The following is an 18,180-nucleotide window of genomic DNA, read 5'->3' on the forward strand; positions in this document are numbered from 1 at the left end:
TTCTATTTCTTTTTACTTCACATATAAGTCCAAACCGCCAAGGTAGGCTGGTTACAAGTTGTCTTTCTGGAACGTTTTTCCGTTTGATATATATTTAAAAAAAGGAATCTAAAATGGACATGTCGAAAAATGAGTTTGTAGCCACCCCTTCACATCATTTTGCTTATAACGCCGATGAACTCCCTGATAACCCACCTTGTTGTATTTGGTTAACAGGTCTTTCTGGTGCAGGTAAATCAACGATTGCCGCTGCACTGCATTTTGAACTCTCACAGCTCGGTCAACGTGTCGTGATTTTGGACGGCGATGTTCTTCGCAGTGGACTCAATAAAAACTTAGGCTTTTCACGTGAAGATCGTGCTGAAAGCGTACGTAGAGCTGCTGAAGCTGCAAACTTGATGATGAGTGCAGGATTAACTGTCATCGTTGCTTTGATTTCACCGTTCCGCGATGATCGCGAAAAAGCAATGAATGTCTGCCCTACGGGTTCGTTCATAGAGGTGTATGTGAATACGGACTTAGAGACATGCGAACATCGAGACCCTAAAAATCTCTATAAAAAAGCTCGGCAAGGACTTATCCCTGAATTCACGGGTATAGATAGTCCATACGAGCCTCCTCTAGCTCCGCACATCAACTTATCGACTGATGGTCAGACGCCCTTGCAGTCTGCTCAAAAGATTATAGATTTTTTGGCTGCGCGTAATATCTAATTCAATCGGCCCGATTAAAGGGCCATTTTTCTTGTTTCTGACGAATGACAAGCCGAGATTGTTCGGCAGACATTTGATTAAAAACCATAGGAAGACCACATTTGAACACGAAATTCATGCCAAAGACTCAAGTCATATTTAATAGACGGATTATCTTTGATCATCTTCCGAAAACAGCAGGACAAGCCGTCAATACTTGGCTGTCCCGTGTATTTGGACCAGCAACCGTAACCGAAAGCTTGATCGGAGACCATCGTGACTTGATTCAAACGCATGGTGGAAATTTCAACATTATTTCTGGTCATGTTTCTTTTCGCGGTGATGGCTTAGATCCTCGTTATGGCTATTTGACCTGCTTGAGAGAACCCATCGATCGTGCGATTTCCTGGCTATTCTTCGTCAATAAAAATTTTGATAACAGCGTATTACCAGGAGTCTGGGAAAAAGTTGATCGCTTCATCAAAAGTGATGGCGAAGATATGGATGATGAAATTAGAGACTATCTCGAAAACCTGTATGTCAATCATTTTGCATCCGTCATCAGCACCTGCCCAACATCCAATGATGATCAAAAACTGGAGGATGCCTTCTTCGCAATCTCCCACTACGACGTCGTGGGCGTATATGAATACTTAGATGACTTCTCAAAAGATGTCGTCGAATTCCTTAATATTGCGAACCCTCCACCCATTGAATCGGTGAATGTCACAGTCACGCGTCCACGGGTTAATCATATTTCTGACAGGCTAAGGCAGCGCTTGATTGCGCTCAATCAGTTAGATCTAAAGTTTTATCACGCACTCAAAGAACGCAAAGAAAATGCCCGCACATTACAAAAACACTCTTCGGCTAAAGCGACAACCATGTCGTGGATGCCTTATTGGCGTCCTGAATTAAGCATTATCAACATAGGTCAAGTCGTGAATACACTGGACAATCAAGAATATCCATCTGAAATTAAGCTGATTGCTTATTTGACCTTGAGTGGACCTGTCACAAAACTAAATACACTGATCAATGTTTATGACCACGAGAAAGCGCTAATTCTCAATTTGAGTTCTAGCGTTGAAGAACAATCTCTGTATCAACTAAAAGCTGGTTTTTATGAGATGCAATTCAGCATCAAGAGTCATCTCCCCGCTGGGGATTATCAGATCAGCCTGATATTTTTAAATGAGCATGTCAAAGCACATCATGAATTGGCTTGGCATTCCTTAGCCATCAATATCCCTCAAAAGTCGACTCTAGACGATGAGCCCAAGAAAATAGTTCGCAAAACAAAGGGTAAGCCACAACACCCCTCACTCAATATTACTTATGAATACTTTAATGAAGCTGTCGCTCAAAAAATTGACAATGCGCTGGGGTCTATTACATGTAACATCCCGCTTACCGAAGTAAAAAGTGCAACCTCTTTTGCATTGGAGGTTAACGTGTCGAATCAATCACCCACAAACTGGATGGGCTCTCTTAAAAACCCTATTAATCTGTCCTATCGATGGATGAATGCGAATAATGAAGTTGTTATTTTCGAGGGTGAACGGACACCACTTCCCTGCATGTGCCTCTTTACTGGTGAAAGTATTGAAGTTCAGATGTTCATTATTTCTCCTGAGGTTCCCGGAAGTTATCAACTTGTACTCGTCCCTGTACAAGAGTGCGTAGCTTGGCTTGATAGCAAAGGATTCAAACCGCTTGTACTTACAATCAATGTTATCGAATAGATATTGACAACGAGCTGTTAAAACCGATCATGTTCATTAAAAAAAACCAGCAAATGCTGGCTTTTTTTAATCACGAAGGAAAAACTTACCAGCGATAGTTCACCTTCCCGTAATAGAACGCACCATTAAATCCATTCGGAGAGAACTCACTATATGGGATACTCCCCCCTACCGTTCCAAACTGAGAACGTGCGGGATAAGAGTTCGCGACATTGTCACTTCCCAATGTAAACGTCCAGTTCTGTAAACGATAATCCAGTGCCAGATCCAGTGTCCATTGTGCACCAAACTTTTGGTCTTCCTGCGGACCAACATTGCTATACGACACAAAGCTGCCATATCGAACCAGATTGGTATGCAGAGTCCAATTGTCGAGGCTGAAATCATTTCCTAACGTCAGTTTCGTTTCTGGCGTGCTCTCACCGAGTAAACCCAATGTTTCACGACGATCTAAACGCAGTAAATTAACGCCCAATTGATTCAGGATAGTTGGGTTAGCTTTGATTTTTGTGACTTTGGTTTGATTAAAATTTAGCCCAAGCGTGCTATTCCATTTGAGGCCATTATCAAAGAGGAAGCGATAGCTGGCGACCAAATCAACACCTTTGGTGCGGGTATCACTGGCATTATTGAAATAACGCACGCTACTATAATTCACATTATTGATGCCATTCGCGGCAAGATATGCGAGGACCTTCGGTGTGCTGGCATTGATTGCCGATGACAGGCTGATTCGGTCCGTGATATCAATCAAATATCCATCAATGGTGATATAGAGCCGATCAATCGGGTTAAATGTGAAACCTAGGCTATAGTTGTTTGACTTTTCAGGTTTGAGATCTTCTGCACCAAACAATTTGGCTACACTGGAATTTGCAGGGAACGTTCCTGCATTCTGCAAAACGCCGTTCACCAATTGCAGGGATGTTTGTGAGAAATACTCTTGAGCCAGTGAAGGTGCTCGGAAGCCATTTGAAATATTGCCGCGGATCGCGATGCGTGGAGTAAAGTCATAACGTCCGGCTAAAGAGGCCGTTGTCGTCGAACCAAAATCACTGTAATTCTCGTTACGCACAGCTAAAGACGTGGTCAGCTTATCCGTGAGTTTAGTCTCTAAGTCCAAATACTCTGAATAACTATGGCGATGGTGATCACCGGCATCACCAGCACTAAAGCCCGCTAAACCTGATGCTCCTCCCTTGTAATAAGATTCCGGCTGACCTGCTTCGACTTTATATTGCTGATATTTATACTCTGCACCAAAAGCCACAGACAATGGGTGGGGTAACCAACTTAAGGCTATGCTTTTACTGATGTCGATATTCAACAATGTTTGTGAGTTCGCCAAGGTCCCATTATAAAAATTAAACGGTGTAGAACCTGTATCTCGATACAAACTTGGATTAATGGTATCGATATTCACTTCATAGTTATTCTTGCCATAATTGGCAGATGCATCGTAATGCCAGTCATCCAAAAACTCTCCGCGCACACCTGCAACCAATGTCGTGTCTTGGACAATGTTATGGGTTAAAGGCAAATATCCATTGGGGAACAATGCTTTGATATTATTACTAGAGTTACTTTGACGATAGAATTCAGCATTTTCACCCTGTGTCTGGCTAAAAGTTCCGATCGCATAAAGCTGTGCATCGTCACGGATATCGTATTGACCATTGAGTAGAATCTTACCGTTATTGGTTGCTGGATCTCCAAAACGGAAGTCACGCTGACCATTGGTCGTTGCAAGAGGGCTTTGAAAGTCAGCTCCTGCACGGTTGGTATAGCCGTTTTTGCCACCTTCAGCGGTAACATTCAACCAGCCACTTTTCCCCAGCGAAAAACCAGAATTGACCGAGAGCTCACGCTGAGTGCCATCACCTTTTTTATATTGACCGACTTTGGTAGTGACCTCACCACCCTCTGGACCATCTTTCAAAATGATATTAATCACGCCCGCAATTGCATCAGAACCATAACGTGCTGACTGACCGTCACGTAGTACTTCAATTCTTTTAACAGCAGATATAGGAATAGAGTTTAAATCTGCTGGTGCAGAACCACGCCCAATTGCACCGCCCAGATTTATAAATGCACTGGTATGTAGCCGCTTGCCATTGACGAGGACCAGCACTTGATCTGGAGACAATCCGCGTAACTGTGCAGGGCGAACCAGTTCAGCCCCATCCACCACAGCAGGACGTGGAAAATTAATTGAAGGAATTAAACGTGCAAGTGCTGAACCCAATTCAGACGAGCCACTGCCTCGTAAGGTGTCGCCAGAGATCACATCTACAGGCTGGAGTGATTGATGGGCCGTTCTGTTTTTTGCCCGTGTACCTGTAACAACGACTGCCGCAGTTTCATCTACTGCTGACACTGTACTCTGAGAGGCGTCATCTGCGGCATGCGCTTGAATCGAGAGAATGCTGACTATTGCCAGTGAAAGTGCGGAATATTTATGCATGAATAACGTGTCCAAAACTTAAAAATCTTGAGAAAAGCAGGGCGAAAAGAAAACCATCCACTTTTCATGTTTGTTATTTCATGAAAAGTTTTGTTAATGCATGGTACGCAATAATGTATTTTTGACTAACTAATAAATTTAACTTTATATATCTAAAAATAATTATTAAGAGCGCTGCTCATCTAAAAATTACATAAGCAGAAAATCACAACAGTTCGACACTCCTCGTCATTAAAATACCGCATGTAAAAAAAAGCCCAAATCAATCGATTTGGGCTTTTTTTAATTGAGATAACGTTAAAACACGATCAGCAATTGCCTTTTTTAGCCTGACCAGGCGGGCAGAAATCACGGCCGCCACCATCACCACGATCACGGTCTCGATCGCCGTGATATCCTGAATGTGGATCAACCACAACAGAACCTGCTGGGGTATACACAGCACAGCTTGAAAGCCAGATGCATGTGGTCGTTAAAACAAGCATTTTGAGTAATTTCATGACAATCTCCATCATTCGTTAGGCTATCATGCCCTGATTAGACATATCTTTCCAGCAACTAAAGTATGATCGGCATCTTTAACACGACGAATGATTTATATTTCTAGAATAATCAATGGAATGACTTATTGGCGGCTTCGATCTTCATGTCCAACCGAAGTCAACTCGCCTCAAAATTTGTGTTTTGTTCAAGCGAATACATATTTTTAAATGAATCAACGCTTCTCATATTATTTCGACATCTATGACCATTTAAACAAAATTATAGTGCGACGGTATCTATGTATAAAAATTTCCAACTCACTCCTTTTGGAAAAGCATCAACTGAATTCGCTGTAGAAGTAAAAGTACAGCGTATCGGAAACCTGCTATTACTGTCCTTTTCTTTATACGATATCCAGCAAGAAGTATTCTGGCCAGAGCCAAGTCAAATTATGCGGCAGGACTTTCTCTGGGAAAGCACATGTTTTGAAGCGTTTATTGGTTCGCCAAATCGCACAGAGTATTTTGAATTCAATCTATCCCCGTCTCTGTCTTGGAACCTCTATCAATTTAAAAACTACCGCTCTCCAAAAACATTGCCACCGCCACATGCCAATGAGTCAGGGGTCATAAACGTTCAAGTTATAGATAGGACACTCCATATCATTCTCTCTTTAGGCGCTATGAATCTCGCTGAACAGGAGATCCAACTCGGTCTTGCTGCCGTCATAAAAACAGAGGACTCTCTACATTACCTTGCCTTAGAACACCCAAGAAGAGAGCCTGACTTTCATGATTCAAGGTACTGGACAATCAAGCTTCCTCCATACGAAGAATTCCACGATAGTCATGGACAATAACGCCCAAAATCCGTAGAATATCCACCTAATCTCAAACGAGCAGACTAGAAGGCTAACATATCAAAATAAGCCTTCCCTTTTGGCGCGTCTAATCCATAGCTTTCATCCAGCGATGGGTATCACGCATCAACAGGTCACAGTAACTGCTCGTTTTTTACAACCGCAATTTAACATCGCCGTCCTTGCATGTTGATGCGGATGCTCTAGTAGCAAAAGACAGAATCGGAGGTTAGACTTGCACACGCCCGCCATATTAGCCCTAGCAGATGGAACCATTTTTCACGGTCAATCCATTGGCGCAGAGGGACTCACCACTGGTGAAGTTGTTTTTAATACTGCCATGACTGGCTATCAAGAAATCCTCACCGATCCCAGCTATGCACAGCAAATCGTTACGCTGACTTATCCGCATATCGGAAATACCGGCACCAACGATGAAGACTGTGAATCTGGTCGTATCAGTAAAGTATGGGCAGCAGGTCTAGTCATTCGCGACCTCCCCCTCATGGCAAGTAACTTCCGCTCTACAAAATCTCTCGCTGACTATCTTAAAGACAATAATGTTGTTGCGATTGCAGATATCGATACCCGCAAGCTCACTCGCATTCTGCGTACCACCGGAGCACAAAGTGGCGCGATCCTCACCGGACCTGATGCCACTCCAGAAGCGGCACTTGCGGCAGCACGCGGCTTTGCGGGTATCGACGGTGTCGATCTAGCCAAAGTATGCTGCGACCCTGAAGGCTTTGAGTGGACTTCTGGCTCATGGCAACTCAATAAAGGTTTTACACCTTTGAGCAATGAGCAATTCCATGTTGTCGCTTACGACTACGGTGTCAAAACCAACATTCTGCGTATGCTCGTGGATCGTGGCTGCCGCTTAACTGTTGTTCCTGCACAAACTCCAGCTGCGGATGTGCTTGCCATGAATCCTGATGGCATTTTCCTCTCTAACGGCCCAGGCGACCCAGCAGCATGTACATACGCTGTTGAAGCCGTTCGTACTCTGGTCGATAGTGAATTACCTCTGTTTGGTATTTGCTTAGGACATCAGATCTTGGCTCTCGCCTCTGGCGCACAAACACTGAAAATGAAATTTGGGCATCATGGCGCAAACCATCCTGTACAGGATGTCGAGAATAACACCGTGATGATCACCAGCCAGAACCATGGCTTTGCTGTCGATGAAGCAACTTTGCCTTCTACGCTGCGTGTCACCCATCGCTCGCTGTTTGATGGTTCAAACCAGGGCATCCATCGTAATGACAAGCCTGCGTTTAGCTTTCAAGGACATCCTGAAGCCAGCCCCGGTCCGCACGATTGTGCACCGCTGTTCGATCACTTTATTGACCTGATGCAAGCTCATGCTGCGAAACATACACAGAAGGGAGCTTAATCATGCCAAAACGTACTGACATAAAATCGATTCTGATTATTGGTGCCGGACCGATCGTGATTGGTCAAGCCTGCGAGTTTGACTACTCCGGTGCACAAGCCTGTAAAGCGTTACGCGAAGAAGGCTACCGCGTGATCTTGGTTAACTCCAACCCTGCAACCATCATGACTGACCCATCGATGGCCGACTCAACCTATATTGAGCCGATCACATGGCAAACCGTTGCACAAATCATTGAAAAAGAACGCCCAGATGCAGTATTGCCAACGATGGGTGGTCAAACTGCATTGAACTGCGCATTAGCCCTCGATGCCAACGGCATCCTCGAGAAGTTCAATGTAGAACTGATCGGTGCGAGCAAAGATGCCATTGAAATGGCTGAAGATCGCAAACTGTTTGACCAAGCCATGCGCCGTATTGGGCTTGAATGTCCACGTGCAGCGGTTGCTGGTGACATGGATGAAGCATTCAAAATTCAAACAGACATGGGCTTCCCTTGTATCATTCGCCCATCATTCACCATGGGTGGATCAGGTGGTGGTATCGCTTACAACCGCGAAGAGTTCATCGAAATCTGTGAACGCGGCTTTGATCTCTCTCCAACCAAGCAATTATTGATCGATGAATCGCTGATTGGCTGGAAAGAATACGAGATGGAAGTTGTGCGTGATAAAAACGACAACTGTATCATCGTCTGTGCGATTGAAAACTTTGACCCAATGGGTGTCCATACTGGTGACTCTATCACCGTTGCCCCAGCACAAACACTGACCGACAAAGAATACCAATTGATGCGTAATGCATCGATCGCAGTATTGCGTGAAATTGGTGTAGAAACAGGTGGCTCCAACGTTCAGTTCGGGATCAGTCCTGTCGATGGCCGTATGGTCGTCATTGAAATGAATCCGCGTGTATCTCGCTCATCTGCACTGGCATCAAAAGCAACAGGTTTCCCGATTGCCAAGATCGCTGCGAAGCTGGCGGTAGGTTACACGCTTGATGAACTTAAAAATGACATCACTGGCGGCAACACTCCAGCGAGCTTTGAGCCTTCAATCGACTATGTCGTGACCAAAATTCCTCGCTTCAACTTTGAGAAATTCCCACAAGCCGACGCAGTACTGACGACTCAAATGAAGTCCGTCGGTGAAGTGATGGCGATCGGCCGGACTTTCCAAGAATCCGTTCAAAAAGCACTGCGTGGACTTGAAGTCGGTGTCGATGGTTTCACGCCGAAGATCCCTCTGGGTACCGAAGATGCATTAGACAAACTTCGTCTTGAATTGAAAGTCCCCGGCGCAGAGCGCATTTGGTATATCGCCGATGCTTTCCGCCACGGCTTAAGCCTTGAACAGGTTCATGAATATACCGCGATTGATAAATGGTTTTTGATCCAAATCGAAGACATTATCAAAACCGAAGCGGAAGTTGAGCAACTTGGTGTTGCAGGTCTGACCTATGACAACATGCGTCGTTATAAACGCAAAGGCTTGTCGGATCTACGCTTAGCTACCCTGCTCGGCATTTCGCAAAAGCAATTACGTAAGCAGCGTTGGTCACTGGGTGTTTATCCTGTCTACAAACGCGTTGATACCTGTGCGGCTGAGTTCGAAACCAGCACGGCATACATGTATTCAACCTATGAAGAAGAATGTGAAGCCAATCCATCAAACCGTGAAAAGATCATGGTACTGGGCGGTGGACCAAACCGCATTGGTCAAGGGATCGAATTTGACTATTGCTGTGTACATGCGGCGCTTGCCATGCGTGAAGATGGTTATGAAACCATCATGGTCAACTGTAATCCTGAAACCGTGTCAACCGATTACGACACCTCAGATCGCCTGTATTTTGAACCGGTAACACTCGAAGACGTTCTCGAGATTGCGCGTATCGAAAAACCAAAAGGCGTGATCGTACAGTATGGCGGTCAAACCCCATTGAAGCTGGCGCGTGCGCTTGAGGAAGCTGGTGTGCCCATCATCGGAACCTCACCGGATGCAATTGACCGTGCAGAAGACCGTGAACGCTTCCAGCAAATGGTGATTCGTCTCAACTTGCTTCAGCCACCAAACCGTATCGTGAAGAGCGCAGAAGAAGGCTTACTGGCTGCTGCGCAAGTCGGTTATCCACTCGTTGTTCGCCCATCCTATGTTTTGGGTGGTCGTGCGATGGAAATCGTCTACAACGAAGAAGAGCTCAAGCGCTATCTGCGTGATGCCGTTCAGGCTTCTAACGATGCACCTGTACTACTCGACCGCTTCCTTGATGATGCGATTGAAGTCGATGTGGATTGCGTCTCTGATGGCACCAATGTGGTCATTGGTGGGATTATGCAGCATATTGAACAAGCAGGTGTGCACTCTGGTGACTCGGCCTGTTCATTGCCGCCCTACTCGCTCTCCGCTGAAATTCAAGATGTCATGCGCGCACAAACTGTGGCGATGGCACGTGAGCTAGGCGTCATTGGTTTGATGAACGTTCAGTTTGCGGTTAAAGGTTCTGATGTCTACGTGCTTGAAGTAAACCCTCGCGCATCTCGTACCGTACCGTTTGTCTCTAAAGCAATTGGCACCAGCCTTGCCAAAGTCGCTTCACGCTGTATGGCCGGTCAGACACTAGAGAGCCAAGGTTTCACCACCGAAGTGATTCCAGACTTCTACTCGGTTAAAGAAGCAGTCTTCCCATTTAACAAATTCCCAGGTGTTGATCCGATTCTCGGACCTGAGATGAAATCTACTGGCGAAGTCATGGGCGTGGGCAAAACTTTCGGTGAAGCCTTCTACAAAGCCGTACTCGGTAGTAACGAGCGCCTTCCAGGCAAACCAGTTGCGGGTGAAATCAAACGCGCGTTCTTATCCGTTCGCGATAGCGATAAAGCGGCATTGCCAGAAATCGCGGCGAAACTGATTGCACTGGGCTTTACTTTGGTTGCGACAGGTGGTAGTTATAAACTTCTGCTTGAGCAAGGAATTGAATGTGAGCGGATTAATAAAGTCACAGAAGGTCGTCCGCATATTGTAGACCGCTTGAAAAATGGCGAAATCCACCTCATTATCAATACCACTGAAGGTAAACAAGCACAGCAAGATTCGTTCTCGATTCGTCGTAGTGCCTTGCAAGGCAAGGTGTATTACACCACGACAATCAGCGGCGCTGATGCGGTCTGTCAAGCCATGAACATCCCTCTGCCAATGGATGTATACCGTTTGCAAGATTTACATCAAGGCTAAACAGCTCTTTGATTAGTGATATCGTGAATGGCGAGAGTGAAAGCTTTCGCCATTCCTTTTTATTTTTGAAAGTGCTTTCTTAACTTGTACTGCTTGAAAGCCACTTTTTGTTAAAAATGGAAATTCTGATTATGGTTCAACGTTATCCGATGACCCCAGAAGGTCATCTTGCACTCACTATTGAGTTACAAGAGCGTAAAAGTGTCGAACGTCCACGTATCATTGCAGCGATTGCTGAAGCACGTGCCCATGGCGACTTAAAAGAAAATGCGGAATACCATGCAGCGAAAGAACAGCAAGGTTTTTGCGAAGGTCGCATTCAGGAAATCGAAGCCAAACTTTCAGCGGCCGAAGTCATCGAACTGTCTAAACTTGAGCAAAATGGTCGTGTGGTTTTTGGAGTGACCGTTGAAATCGAAAATCTGGACACCGAAGAGCGTAAACAGTACAAAATCGTTGGTGATGACGAAGCTGACTTTAAACTCAACAAAATCTCGCTCAACTCTCCGATTGCGCGTGGCCTGATTGGCAAACGTGCTGGCGATGAAGTCAAAATCGAGACACCAAAAGGTGTCGCTGAGTATGAGATTACTCAGGTTCTGTACATCTAATCATCAATATACACCATAAAAAAGACCGAATAATCGGTCTTTTTTATTAACTAATCCTTAGAGAGATTAGTCCGCACGTACACCTTCCACTTGAATTGCAAGACCAACACCCAGATCAAAACCATAGGCTTTGCCGTAATCTACGCCAAAGTCACCGCGGTTAAATGAACCATAAGCATCTGCACCACATGTTTCTTTTTTGAGCATAGGATTGATGTAACATTTCCATGACTTGATATCCAACTTCACGGGCTTCGTCACGCCATGGAAAGTCAAGTTTCCATCTACAGCAACAGGCTTATCGCCGTCAAATACCAGCGTCCCTTTGTAGTTTGCAGTTGGGTATTTAGCCGTATCAAACAATTCTGGTTTTTTAGCATGGTCATCCATCGGTTTGAAACCAAAATTAACGCTATCCATTTGCATCGTTACGTCCACGCTACCTTTTTTTGCTTCTCTATCTAGGATCACGGTACCGCTTGATTTATCAATCTTACCGCGCCATTTAGAAGCACCGCCCATATGATCAGCCTCAAAACTAGGGTAAGTATGGGTTGGATCAAGGTTATAAGTAACTGGCTTAGCAAATGCGGTAGTAGCCAACATTGTGGTCATCGCAGCAACAAGAAGAACTTTCATAATAACGCCTCAAAAATTAAGTTTAGGAACAACACGAAAAAAGCACATCAGATTTCTACAAATTCGATATTACCCAACCACTGGTAGCGACATCACGTTACTTCTTAGCAGGTGCAACGATATGAAATTTAATCGTAACATCATCCGCAACTACAGAAGTATCTGCCCAATCACCTGAGCCAACGCCAAACGCAGTCCGCTTAACCTGCAAGACACCATCAAACACTTGGTTGGCACCTTCGGTTTTCACACTTACAGGGAACGAAACATTTTGCACACGACCTTTCAGCGTAAATTTACCAGTGACCGTAAAGCCCGCGCCTGCAGCTTTAATGCCTGTAGAAACAAAGCTGGCTTTAGGGAATTTAGCTGCATCAAACCACTCAGGACCGGTGACATTCTTGTTGTAATCGGCCATACCCATATCATAACTAGCAACATCAATCTCAACTTTCGCTGTGGACTGTGCAAGCTGCGCAGGATTGAAAGTCACGTCACCAGTGATTTTCTTGAATTGACCCGTCACTGGCACTCCTAGCTGTTTCCCTGTCGCTGATACAGTACTTTTTGCACTATCAATGGGTGCTGCGGAGGCACTCGTTGTTGCAAGTACAGCAACCAAAGACAAGACGGTCAGTGCACCCTTACTACCATTTAAATTCAACATCACGATATACTCTCTTGTATTCACTGTTAAATAAATGCTTCAAAAACGCAAATCACCTATCTTTTCAAAAAAGGTAACATTCGCGTCAAAGTCGCATCACGATCAATAATATGATGCTTTAACGCACCCAATATATGTAGTCCAACTAATCCTGCCATCGTGTAATCTAAAACGACATGAATCGTTTTCAGTGTATCGGCGATCTCTAAGTTGCGGTCAATCAGCGATGGGATCGGAATAATGCCGAGATAAACAATTGGAAAACCCGCCGCTAGACTGTAAAAATATCCAGATAACGGTACGGCGAAGATCAAGAAATACAATAACCAATGCACTCCACTGGCAATCAATTGCTGCCCACGTGGGATTGTAGCGATCATTGCAGGTGCCGGATGGGTCAAGCGCCAGAATACTCGAACAAATGCTAATGCGAAAACAGTCACACCTAACCACTTATGCCAAGAATAATATTTCAGCTTCATCATGGTAAATCCGGGAATATCTGTCATTACCCAGCCCAAACCAAACGCAGCAAATATCAATAAAGCAATAATCCAATGCAAGCCTATTGCTGTACGAGTATATTGTTGAGCCATTCAATTCTTCCCCAATTTATTGCTAAATACACGCATTAAAATATTCATAAATTTTTGACCAAGACAGTATCTGATAGTTTATGGTTGCAATCTATTTCTAGATTGTTAATCTATTTTCATGAAGCCTACATTAAACTTAATAATAGAATTAACAATATTCACTAAACAGTTTATTTAGCACTTTAAAAATAGTCTCACTTAACTATGAAGCCTTAATGATCGATCTAAACTATACCAATCATGTGGTACTGGCTACTGTAATCGTTTTATTATCCGTGTTAAACATCAAATATGACGACACAACGTTCTACTTATAGAACAGTGAGTAAATGTAGAACTCCATCCAGATTGTGCAGATGCATAGCTTTGACGCATAAAATTTAGATACAAACGTCAAAAATTCTGCAAAAATACGCATTATCTTTTTTTAAATTCATACATTTCAGCAAAGGCAAACCATGACAGATTCTGTTCAATTCGCAGGTCAACTTTACCCTGAACAAATGGCCGAAGCCGCTGAGAAAGGCTTTAAATCCATTATAAATAATCGCCCAGACCTTGAAGGTGGTCCTGTTCAACCGACTTCTGCTGAGATTCAAGTTGCCGCGGAAGCTGCAGGTTTGGTCTACGTGGCACAGCCCGTTATCAGCGGGCAGATCACCGAACAGGATGTACGCACTTTCGCTGAACACCTCAATCAACTCCCCAAGCCCGTTTTAGTCTTTTGCCGCAGTGGTGCACGCTCAAATAATCTCTATCAGTTGGCTAAACAAATGGATTTTTTGGATGACTAATCCTCATTAGAAAAACAAAAAAGATGCTCATCGATGAAAATTGAGCATCTTTTTTTATTCTAAATAGGCGTAAATATTAGAAATAATCGGTTCACGCGCTTTATTTACTAGAAAATATAGAACTTGTCTTGACGAAAGACTAGAGTATGACGGTATCTCGCGCTTTCTGAATGTCTGGAAACCCTATGCCGCAACACAACTTGCCTCGCTCCAAGCCCCAACAAAAAAACAAAAGTACTAAGCCCGTCATAACAAGACACGTCCACACCGTCATTATTGGCGCAGGTACTGCAGGTCAGACGGCTTATCATGCCGCAGTTAAAGTCACAGACAACGTTCTTCTGATCAATGGCGGTGAATGGAATACGACCTGTGCTCGTGTCGGCTGCATGCCCAGTAAACTCCTAATCACCGCCGCAAACCGGGCATATGACATCAATACTTCAGAAGTCTTTGGACTTAAAAGTACCCTCAAAGTCGATGCCAAGGCGGTTATGAAACGCGTGCAATTAGAACGCGATTTCTTCGCCAATTCGGTGCTAAAAACCGTCAGTCTTTTTCCTGATCAGCATAAGCTTTCAGGCTATGCCCGCTTCATCAATAAGAATACCGTGCAAGTCGGTGAGGAACGCATTCAAGCCCAGAGAATTGTGATTGCTACAGGTGGATCACCGCTGATCCCTGAAGGCTGGGCAGGAAAACTTGGCAAACGCTTACTCACCAATGAGTCTATTTTTGAAATTAAAAAACTACCTAAATCACTCGCGGTTATTGGCTCAGGTGCTCAAGGACTTGAACTCGCACAAGCCTTCCATCGCTTAGGCGTTCGAGTAAAATTATTCAATCGCAGCGAAAAGGTAGGTTCATTAACTGATCCCGCATTGCAACAACATGCAGTAGACGTGTTTAGTCAAGAATTAGATTTAGCGTTGGGAACAATCATTATGAATGTTGCCCTAACAGATTCACCAAAATTACAGAATCGTACCAACAGCAAAAAAGCGCAAGTGCAAATCACATTCAAAAATAAATCCGGCGTAGAGCAGCAGGATACGTTTGATTATGTGTTATGCGCGATCACCAGACAACCTAACCTCGGTGCTTTGGATTTACCCACCGCTGGCATTGATTTAGATCAACGAGGCATTCCCGTTGGCTATAACCCGTTAACAGGGCAAATTGGCAGAAAACCGATCTTCATCGCAGGAGATGCTGATCTTTATCGACCCATCATGCATGAAGCAGTATTTCAAGGACGACTCAGTGGATTTAATGCCGCTAGAGAGACTGGGGTAGAAAAATCATTGCCAATGAGCCCACTTGGGGTAATCTTTTCTGAGCCGCAAATGGCCATAGTCGGACTTAATTATCGACAATTAACAGATAGTCAGCAGCTTTTTCATATTGGAGAACTTGATTTTGCACACCAAGGCCGTGCACGCGTCATGGCAGTGAAACATGGAAAGCTCAGATTATATGGAGATGCTAAAACAGGACGGTTACTGGGTGCGGAAATGTTTGGCCCTCATGTTGAGCATCTGGCTCATGCCGTTGCTTGGATGATTCAGCACGACATCTCAATTGAACAGATGATTCGCAATCCTTACTATCACCCAACTCTTGAAGAAGGCCTAAGGACTGCACTGCTCAGGCTCAAACATGCGATGCAGCAAACGGCATAATCAAAGTAATGTACGCCTATATTACAGGGAGAATGACCTAAAGTTAGGAACAATCTGATAACCATGAGCTGCAGATACTGCTGCCCCATCTTTCCACTCACTTTCCTCTTGGACATAAACAAAATCTAACGCAAAACTTTGTGCGGCAACGAAATCGGACTGTGAATCTCCAAACATCACACCAGAACCCTTCATAAATCCGGCACTTTTGAGACGTTCCATGTTGTTATGCTTAGTGGATGGTGAGCCAAAAATATGTTCAAAATACTGATCCAGACCGCGAACATGGAAGACATGATGCAATTCAAGCTCATCACCACCAGAATTGACAGCGCATGGTAGACCTTGTGCATGTAGCTTTTGAATAAATGCCAACACACCAGAAATCATCTCGCAAGACGAAAGCGCATCACGCACAATGGTTGCATAACGATCAATCGCTTGCTGAGTAAGGATCGTGGTATCCGTATCCGAACTCTGGTCGGCGCGCATATGATTGTAGTAATGGGCAAATTTTTGGTAGCGTGACACACCACCATTAGCCTTGTGGTATTCGACAAACTCGGCAACTAATTGCTCAGGCTCGCCTTGTAAAGCCGATGCAAAAGCATCGGATTTAATCTGATTTGATCGTAAAATAACGCCATCACAATCGAAGACGTAAAAATCGTAACTCCGCATAACATGTTCTACTTGCTCTAACCTCATCATTGTTTAAAAAACTCATTGCACAATGATCAGTCATGTAAATGAAAAAATGTACCAGCTTCAAAGACAACCTATAACAACCAAAATATAATTGTAATCATGACAGGTCTTTATAAAAATCTTTCAGAGCTAATGACATCTCATAGTCTTCATACTCATCAATGTCGACACCAGCAATTTTACAAACTACATGTCGGCATGGATTCCTACCTAAGAAATAGCCTTCTTCAATAGTAGCTGCTTTAGAGCGCATATATAATCCATTGGTTACACGATAAATATTTGGCAAGTCTTGGCTAATCGTATGATTTCTATCAGCCTGATAATTAATTGGGCCTTCATCATTCCAGAGATATTCTTTCATTAAATTAACAGAGACCAAACTGTCATATGTGCCTGTATTGACCACTTTATCGAGATACATCTGAAAACCTTCTCGATACTCTTTTGGACTCATTAGAGGGACGACAACTGGAACCCAAGCAAAATGCTTAGTTTCAATATCTTTGACAACACCAGTTATAACCTCAGTAAATGATGCATCATGACCAGTACTAAGGTAATCATTACGCGGTAGAAACTCTACACCATGGTGATAGGCTGTCTCTTTGACGCGATCAGAATTTGAACTTAAGAAGATACGATCCGATCTTTGTATGCGTTTTAATTGCTCAATTTTCCACTCAAGCAGATTAAGCTCTTCATGAAATGGCAAAAAAATCTTCTGCTTAACACGACTACTGCCTTCTCGTACCGGAATAATGATAGAAATATCCGAAAAATCATTCATCGAATCATCTCCACCAAATCACTACATGCTTGAGAATAAACATTTATATCAACAGAATGTGCAATATAAACAAAACCTTGCTCTTTTAGGGCACGGCTACGTCTAGGGGTATCAGAAAAAGTTCCTAAGACAATTCCTTTAGCTTTCGCTTTAATCTCAATCGTACGCATTAACTCTATGACTTCTGGAGCCTCAATTTCTCCAGGTTTACCAACTGATTGAGACAAATCATATGGACCAACAAACAAAATATCAAAACCGACTACGTCTAGAATCTCATCTAAATTAGCAATCCCTTCCAGACCCTCCACTTGCAAAACTACAAGTTTACGATTCGCTTCTGCAAAATACTCAGTCCGATCCTGCGTTCCAAAACCTGCAGCTCTGACAAAACGACAAACACCACGACTACCTATCGGAAAAAATCGTGCCGCTTGAACAACCTCCGCAGCCTGTGCAGCAGTTGCGATATTTGGAACCTGAATACCATCCGCCCCAGTATCCAAGGCACTACCAATCGCATGCGCATCTACTCCCTTGACTCGAATAATAGAAGCCATGGGAGTCAATTTTGCCGCACGCACGTGGTTATGTAGTGTTTCTAAGCTTGATGGGCCATGTTCAGTATCTAAAATTATAAAATCTAGCCCACCTAGACCTGCTGCCTCAACAAAAGCACTATCGGTTGTTTTACTAAAGATACCAATACAAGATTTTGTTGCCAGTTTCTCTTTCAGTCCAATTGTTTTCATGTTGCCCTTTTTTTGATGCCTAAACTATTAAATTTTAATAATAAATCTTTTTTGCCGATTACTCTC

The 18,180-nt window shown here is 43.8% G+C and carries 16 protein-coding genes; 8 read left to right on the forward strand and 8 right to left on the reverse strand.

The window, feature by feature from the left end:
- Positions 1–113: 113 nt before the first annotated feature.
- Positions 114–713 (forward strand): adenylyl-sulfate kinase, encoded by a 600-nt coding sequence (gene cysC, locus HYN46_RS10215; protein ID WP_228254797.1) that lies wholly within the window; start codon positions 114–116, stop codon positions 711–713.
- A 101-nt stretch (positions 714–814) separates the two neighbouring features.
- Complete coding sequence (locus HYN46_RS10220) at positions 815–2,437, forward strand: sulfotransferase family 2 domain-containing protein (protein WP_162818154.1); 1,623 nt, start codon at positions 815–817, stop codon at positions 2,435–2,437.
- Between the two features lie 85 nt (positions 2,438–2,522).
- Here HYN46_RS10220 and HYN46_RS10225 read toward each other — a convergent pair whose 3' ends face one another.
- Together HYN46_RS10225 and HYN46_RS10230 are read right to left on the reverse strand one after the other, a co-directional pair.
- Positions 2,523–4,904 carry a TonB-dependent receptor plug domain-containing protein gene (locus HYN46_RS10225; RefSeq protein ID WP_114899288.1) on the reverse strand — a complete coding sequence of 794 codons (2,382 nt, stop codon included), beginning with the start codon at positions 4,902–4,904 and terminating at the stop codon, positions 2,523–2,525.
- Positions 4,905–5,212: 308 nt separating this feature from the next.
- On the reverse strand, positions 5,213–5,404 hold the full coding sequence (locus HYN46_RS10230) for a hypothetical protein (protein WP_114899289.1): 192 nt from the start codon (positions 5,402–5,404) through the stop codon (positions 5,213–5,215).
- A gap of 281 nt (positions 5,405–5,685) precedes the next feature.
- Here HYN46_RS10230 and HYN46_RS10235 point away from each other — a divergent pair, with 281 nt between their 5' ends.
- The 4 genes from HYN46_RS10235 to greA all read left to right on the forward strand — a co-directional run bounded on the left by HYN46_RS10235 (position 5,686) and on the right by greA (position 11,486).
- Positions 5,686–6,246 carry a DOMON-like domain-containing protein gene (locus HYN46_RS10235; RefSeq protein WP_114899290.1) on the forward strand — a complete coding sequence of 187 codons (561 nt, stop codon included), beginning with the start codon at positions 5,686–5,688 and terminating at the stop codon, positions 6,244–6,246.
- A gap of 235 nt (positions 6,247–6,481) precedes the next feature.
- Entirely contained in the window at positions 6,482–7,642 is a 1,161-nt protein-coding gene (gene carA / locus HYN46_RS10240; protein WP_114899291.1) for a glutamine-hydrolyzing carbamoyl-phosphate synthase small subunit, read from the forward strand.
- A gap of 2 nt (positions 7,643–7,644) precedes the next feature.
- Complete coding sequence (gene carB, locus HYN46_RS10245) at positions 7,645–10,875, forward strand: carbamoyl-phosphate synthase large subunit (RefSeq protein WP_114899292.1); 3,231 nt, start codon at positions 7,645–7,647, stop codon at positions 10,873–10,875.
- A 131-nt stretch (positions 10,876–11,006) separates the two neighbouring features.
- Positions 11,007–11,486, forward strand: a complete 480-nt coding sequence (greA, locus tag HYN46_RS10250; protein ID WP_114899293.1) for a transcription elongation factor GreA — start codon at positions 11,007–11,009, stop codon at positions 11,484–11,486.
- A 66-nt stretch (positions 11,487–11,552) separates the two neighbouring features.
- On the opposite strand, the gene HYN46_RS10255 is transcribed toward greA, so the two are convergent.
- The 3 genes from HYN46_RS10255 to HYN46_RS10265 all read right to left on the reverse strand — a co-directional run bounded on the left by HYN46_RS10255 (position 11,553) and on the right by HYN46_RS10265 (position 13,388).
- Positions 11,553–12,125 carry a YceI family protein gene (locus HYN46_RS10255; protein WP_114899294.1) on the reverse strand — a complete coding sequence of 191 codons (573 nt, stop codon included), beginning with the start codon at positions 12,123–12,125 and terminating at the stop codon, positions 11,553–11,555.
- Positions 12,126–12,222: 97 nt separating this feature from the next.
- A complete protein-coding gene (locus HYN46_RS10260; protein WP_114899295.1) occupies positions 12,223–12,792 on the reverse strand; it encodes a YceI family protein in 570 nt (189 codons plus the stop codon).
- Positions 12,793–12,848: 56 nt separating this feature from the next.
- Positions 12,849–13,388 (reverse strand): cytochrome b, encoded by a 540-nt coding sequence (locus HYN46_RS10265; RefSeq protein WP_114899296.1) that lies wholly within the window; start codon positions 13,386–13,388, stop codon positions 12,849–12,851.
- Positions 13,389–13,846: 458 nt separating this feature from the next.
- Between HYN46_RS10265 and HYN46_RS10270 the strand changes: the two genes are divergently transcribed.
- Positions 13,847–14,182: a TIGR01244 family sulfur transferase gene (locus HYN46_RS10270; protein ID WP_114899297.1), complete on the forward strand. Its 336-nt coding sequence runs from the start codon at positions 13,847–13,849 to the stop codon at positions 14,180–14,182.
- Between the two features lie 185 nt (positions 14,183–14,367).
- Positions 14,368–15,864, forward strand: a complete 1,497-nt coding sequence (locus tag HYN46_RS10275; RefSeq protein ID WP_162818155.1) for a dihydrolipoyl dehydrogenase — start codon at positions 14,368–14,370, stop codon at positions 15,862–15,864.
- A 21-nt stretch (positions 15,865–15,885) separates the two neighbouring features.
- Here the strand turns inward: HYN46_RS10275 and HYN46_RS10280 are convergent, their stop codons facing one another.
- The 3 genes from HYN46_RS10280 to HYN46_RS10290 all read right to left on the reverse strand — a co-directional run bounded on the left by HYN46_RS10280 (position 15,886) and on the right by HYN46_RS10290 (position 18,114).
- Positions 15,886–16,545: an HAD family hydrolase gene (locus HYN46_RS10280; RefSeq protein WP_162818156.1), complete on the reverse strand. Its 660-nt coding sequence runs from the start codon at positions 16,543–16,545 to the stop codon at positions 15,886–15,888.
- Positions 16,546–16,669: 124 nt separating this feature from the next.
- Positions 16,670–17,362, reverse strand: coding sequence for an acylneuraminate cytidylyltransferase family protein (locus HYN46_RS10285; RefSeq protein ID WP_114899300.1), 693 nt, complete (start codon positions 17,360–17,362; stop codon positions 16,670–16,672).
- Positions 17,359–18,114 (reverse strand): HpcH/HpaI aldolase family protein, encoded by a 756-nt coding sequence (locus HYN46_RS10290; RefSeq protein WP_114899301.1) that lies wholly within the window; start codon positions 18,112–18,114, stop codon positions 17,359–17,361. Before HYN46_RS10290 ends, HYN46_RS10285 begins: the two co-directional genes overlap by 4 nt.
- Between the last annotated feature and the right edge of the window lie 66 nt (positions 18,115–18,180).

It is taken from the genome of Aquirhabdus parva, from assembly GCF_003351745.1.
GTDB classification, from domain to species: domain Bacteria; phylum Pseudomonadota; class Gammaproteobacteria; order Pseudomonadales; family Moraxellaceae; genus Aquirhabdus; species Aquirhabdus parva.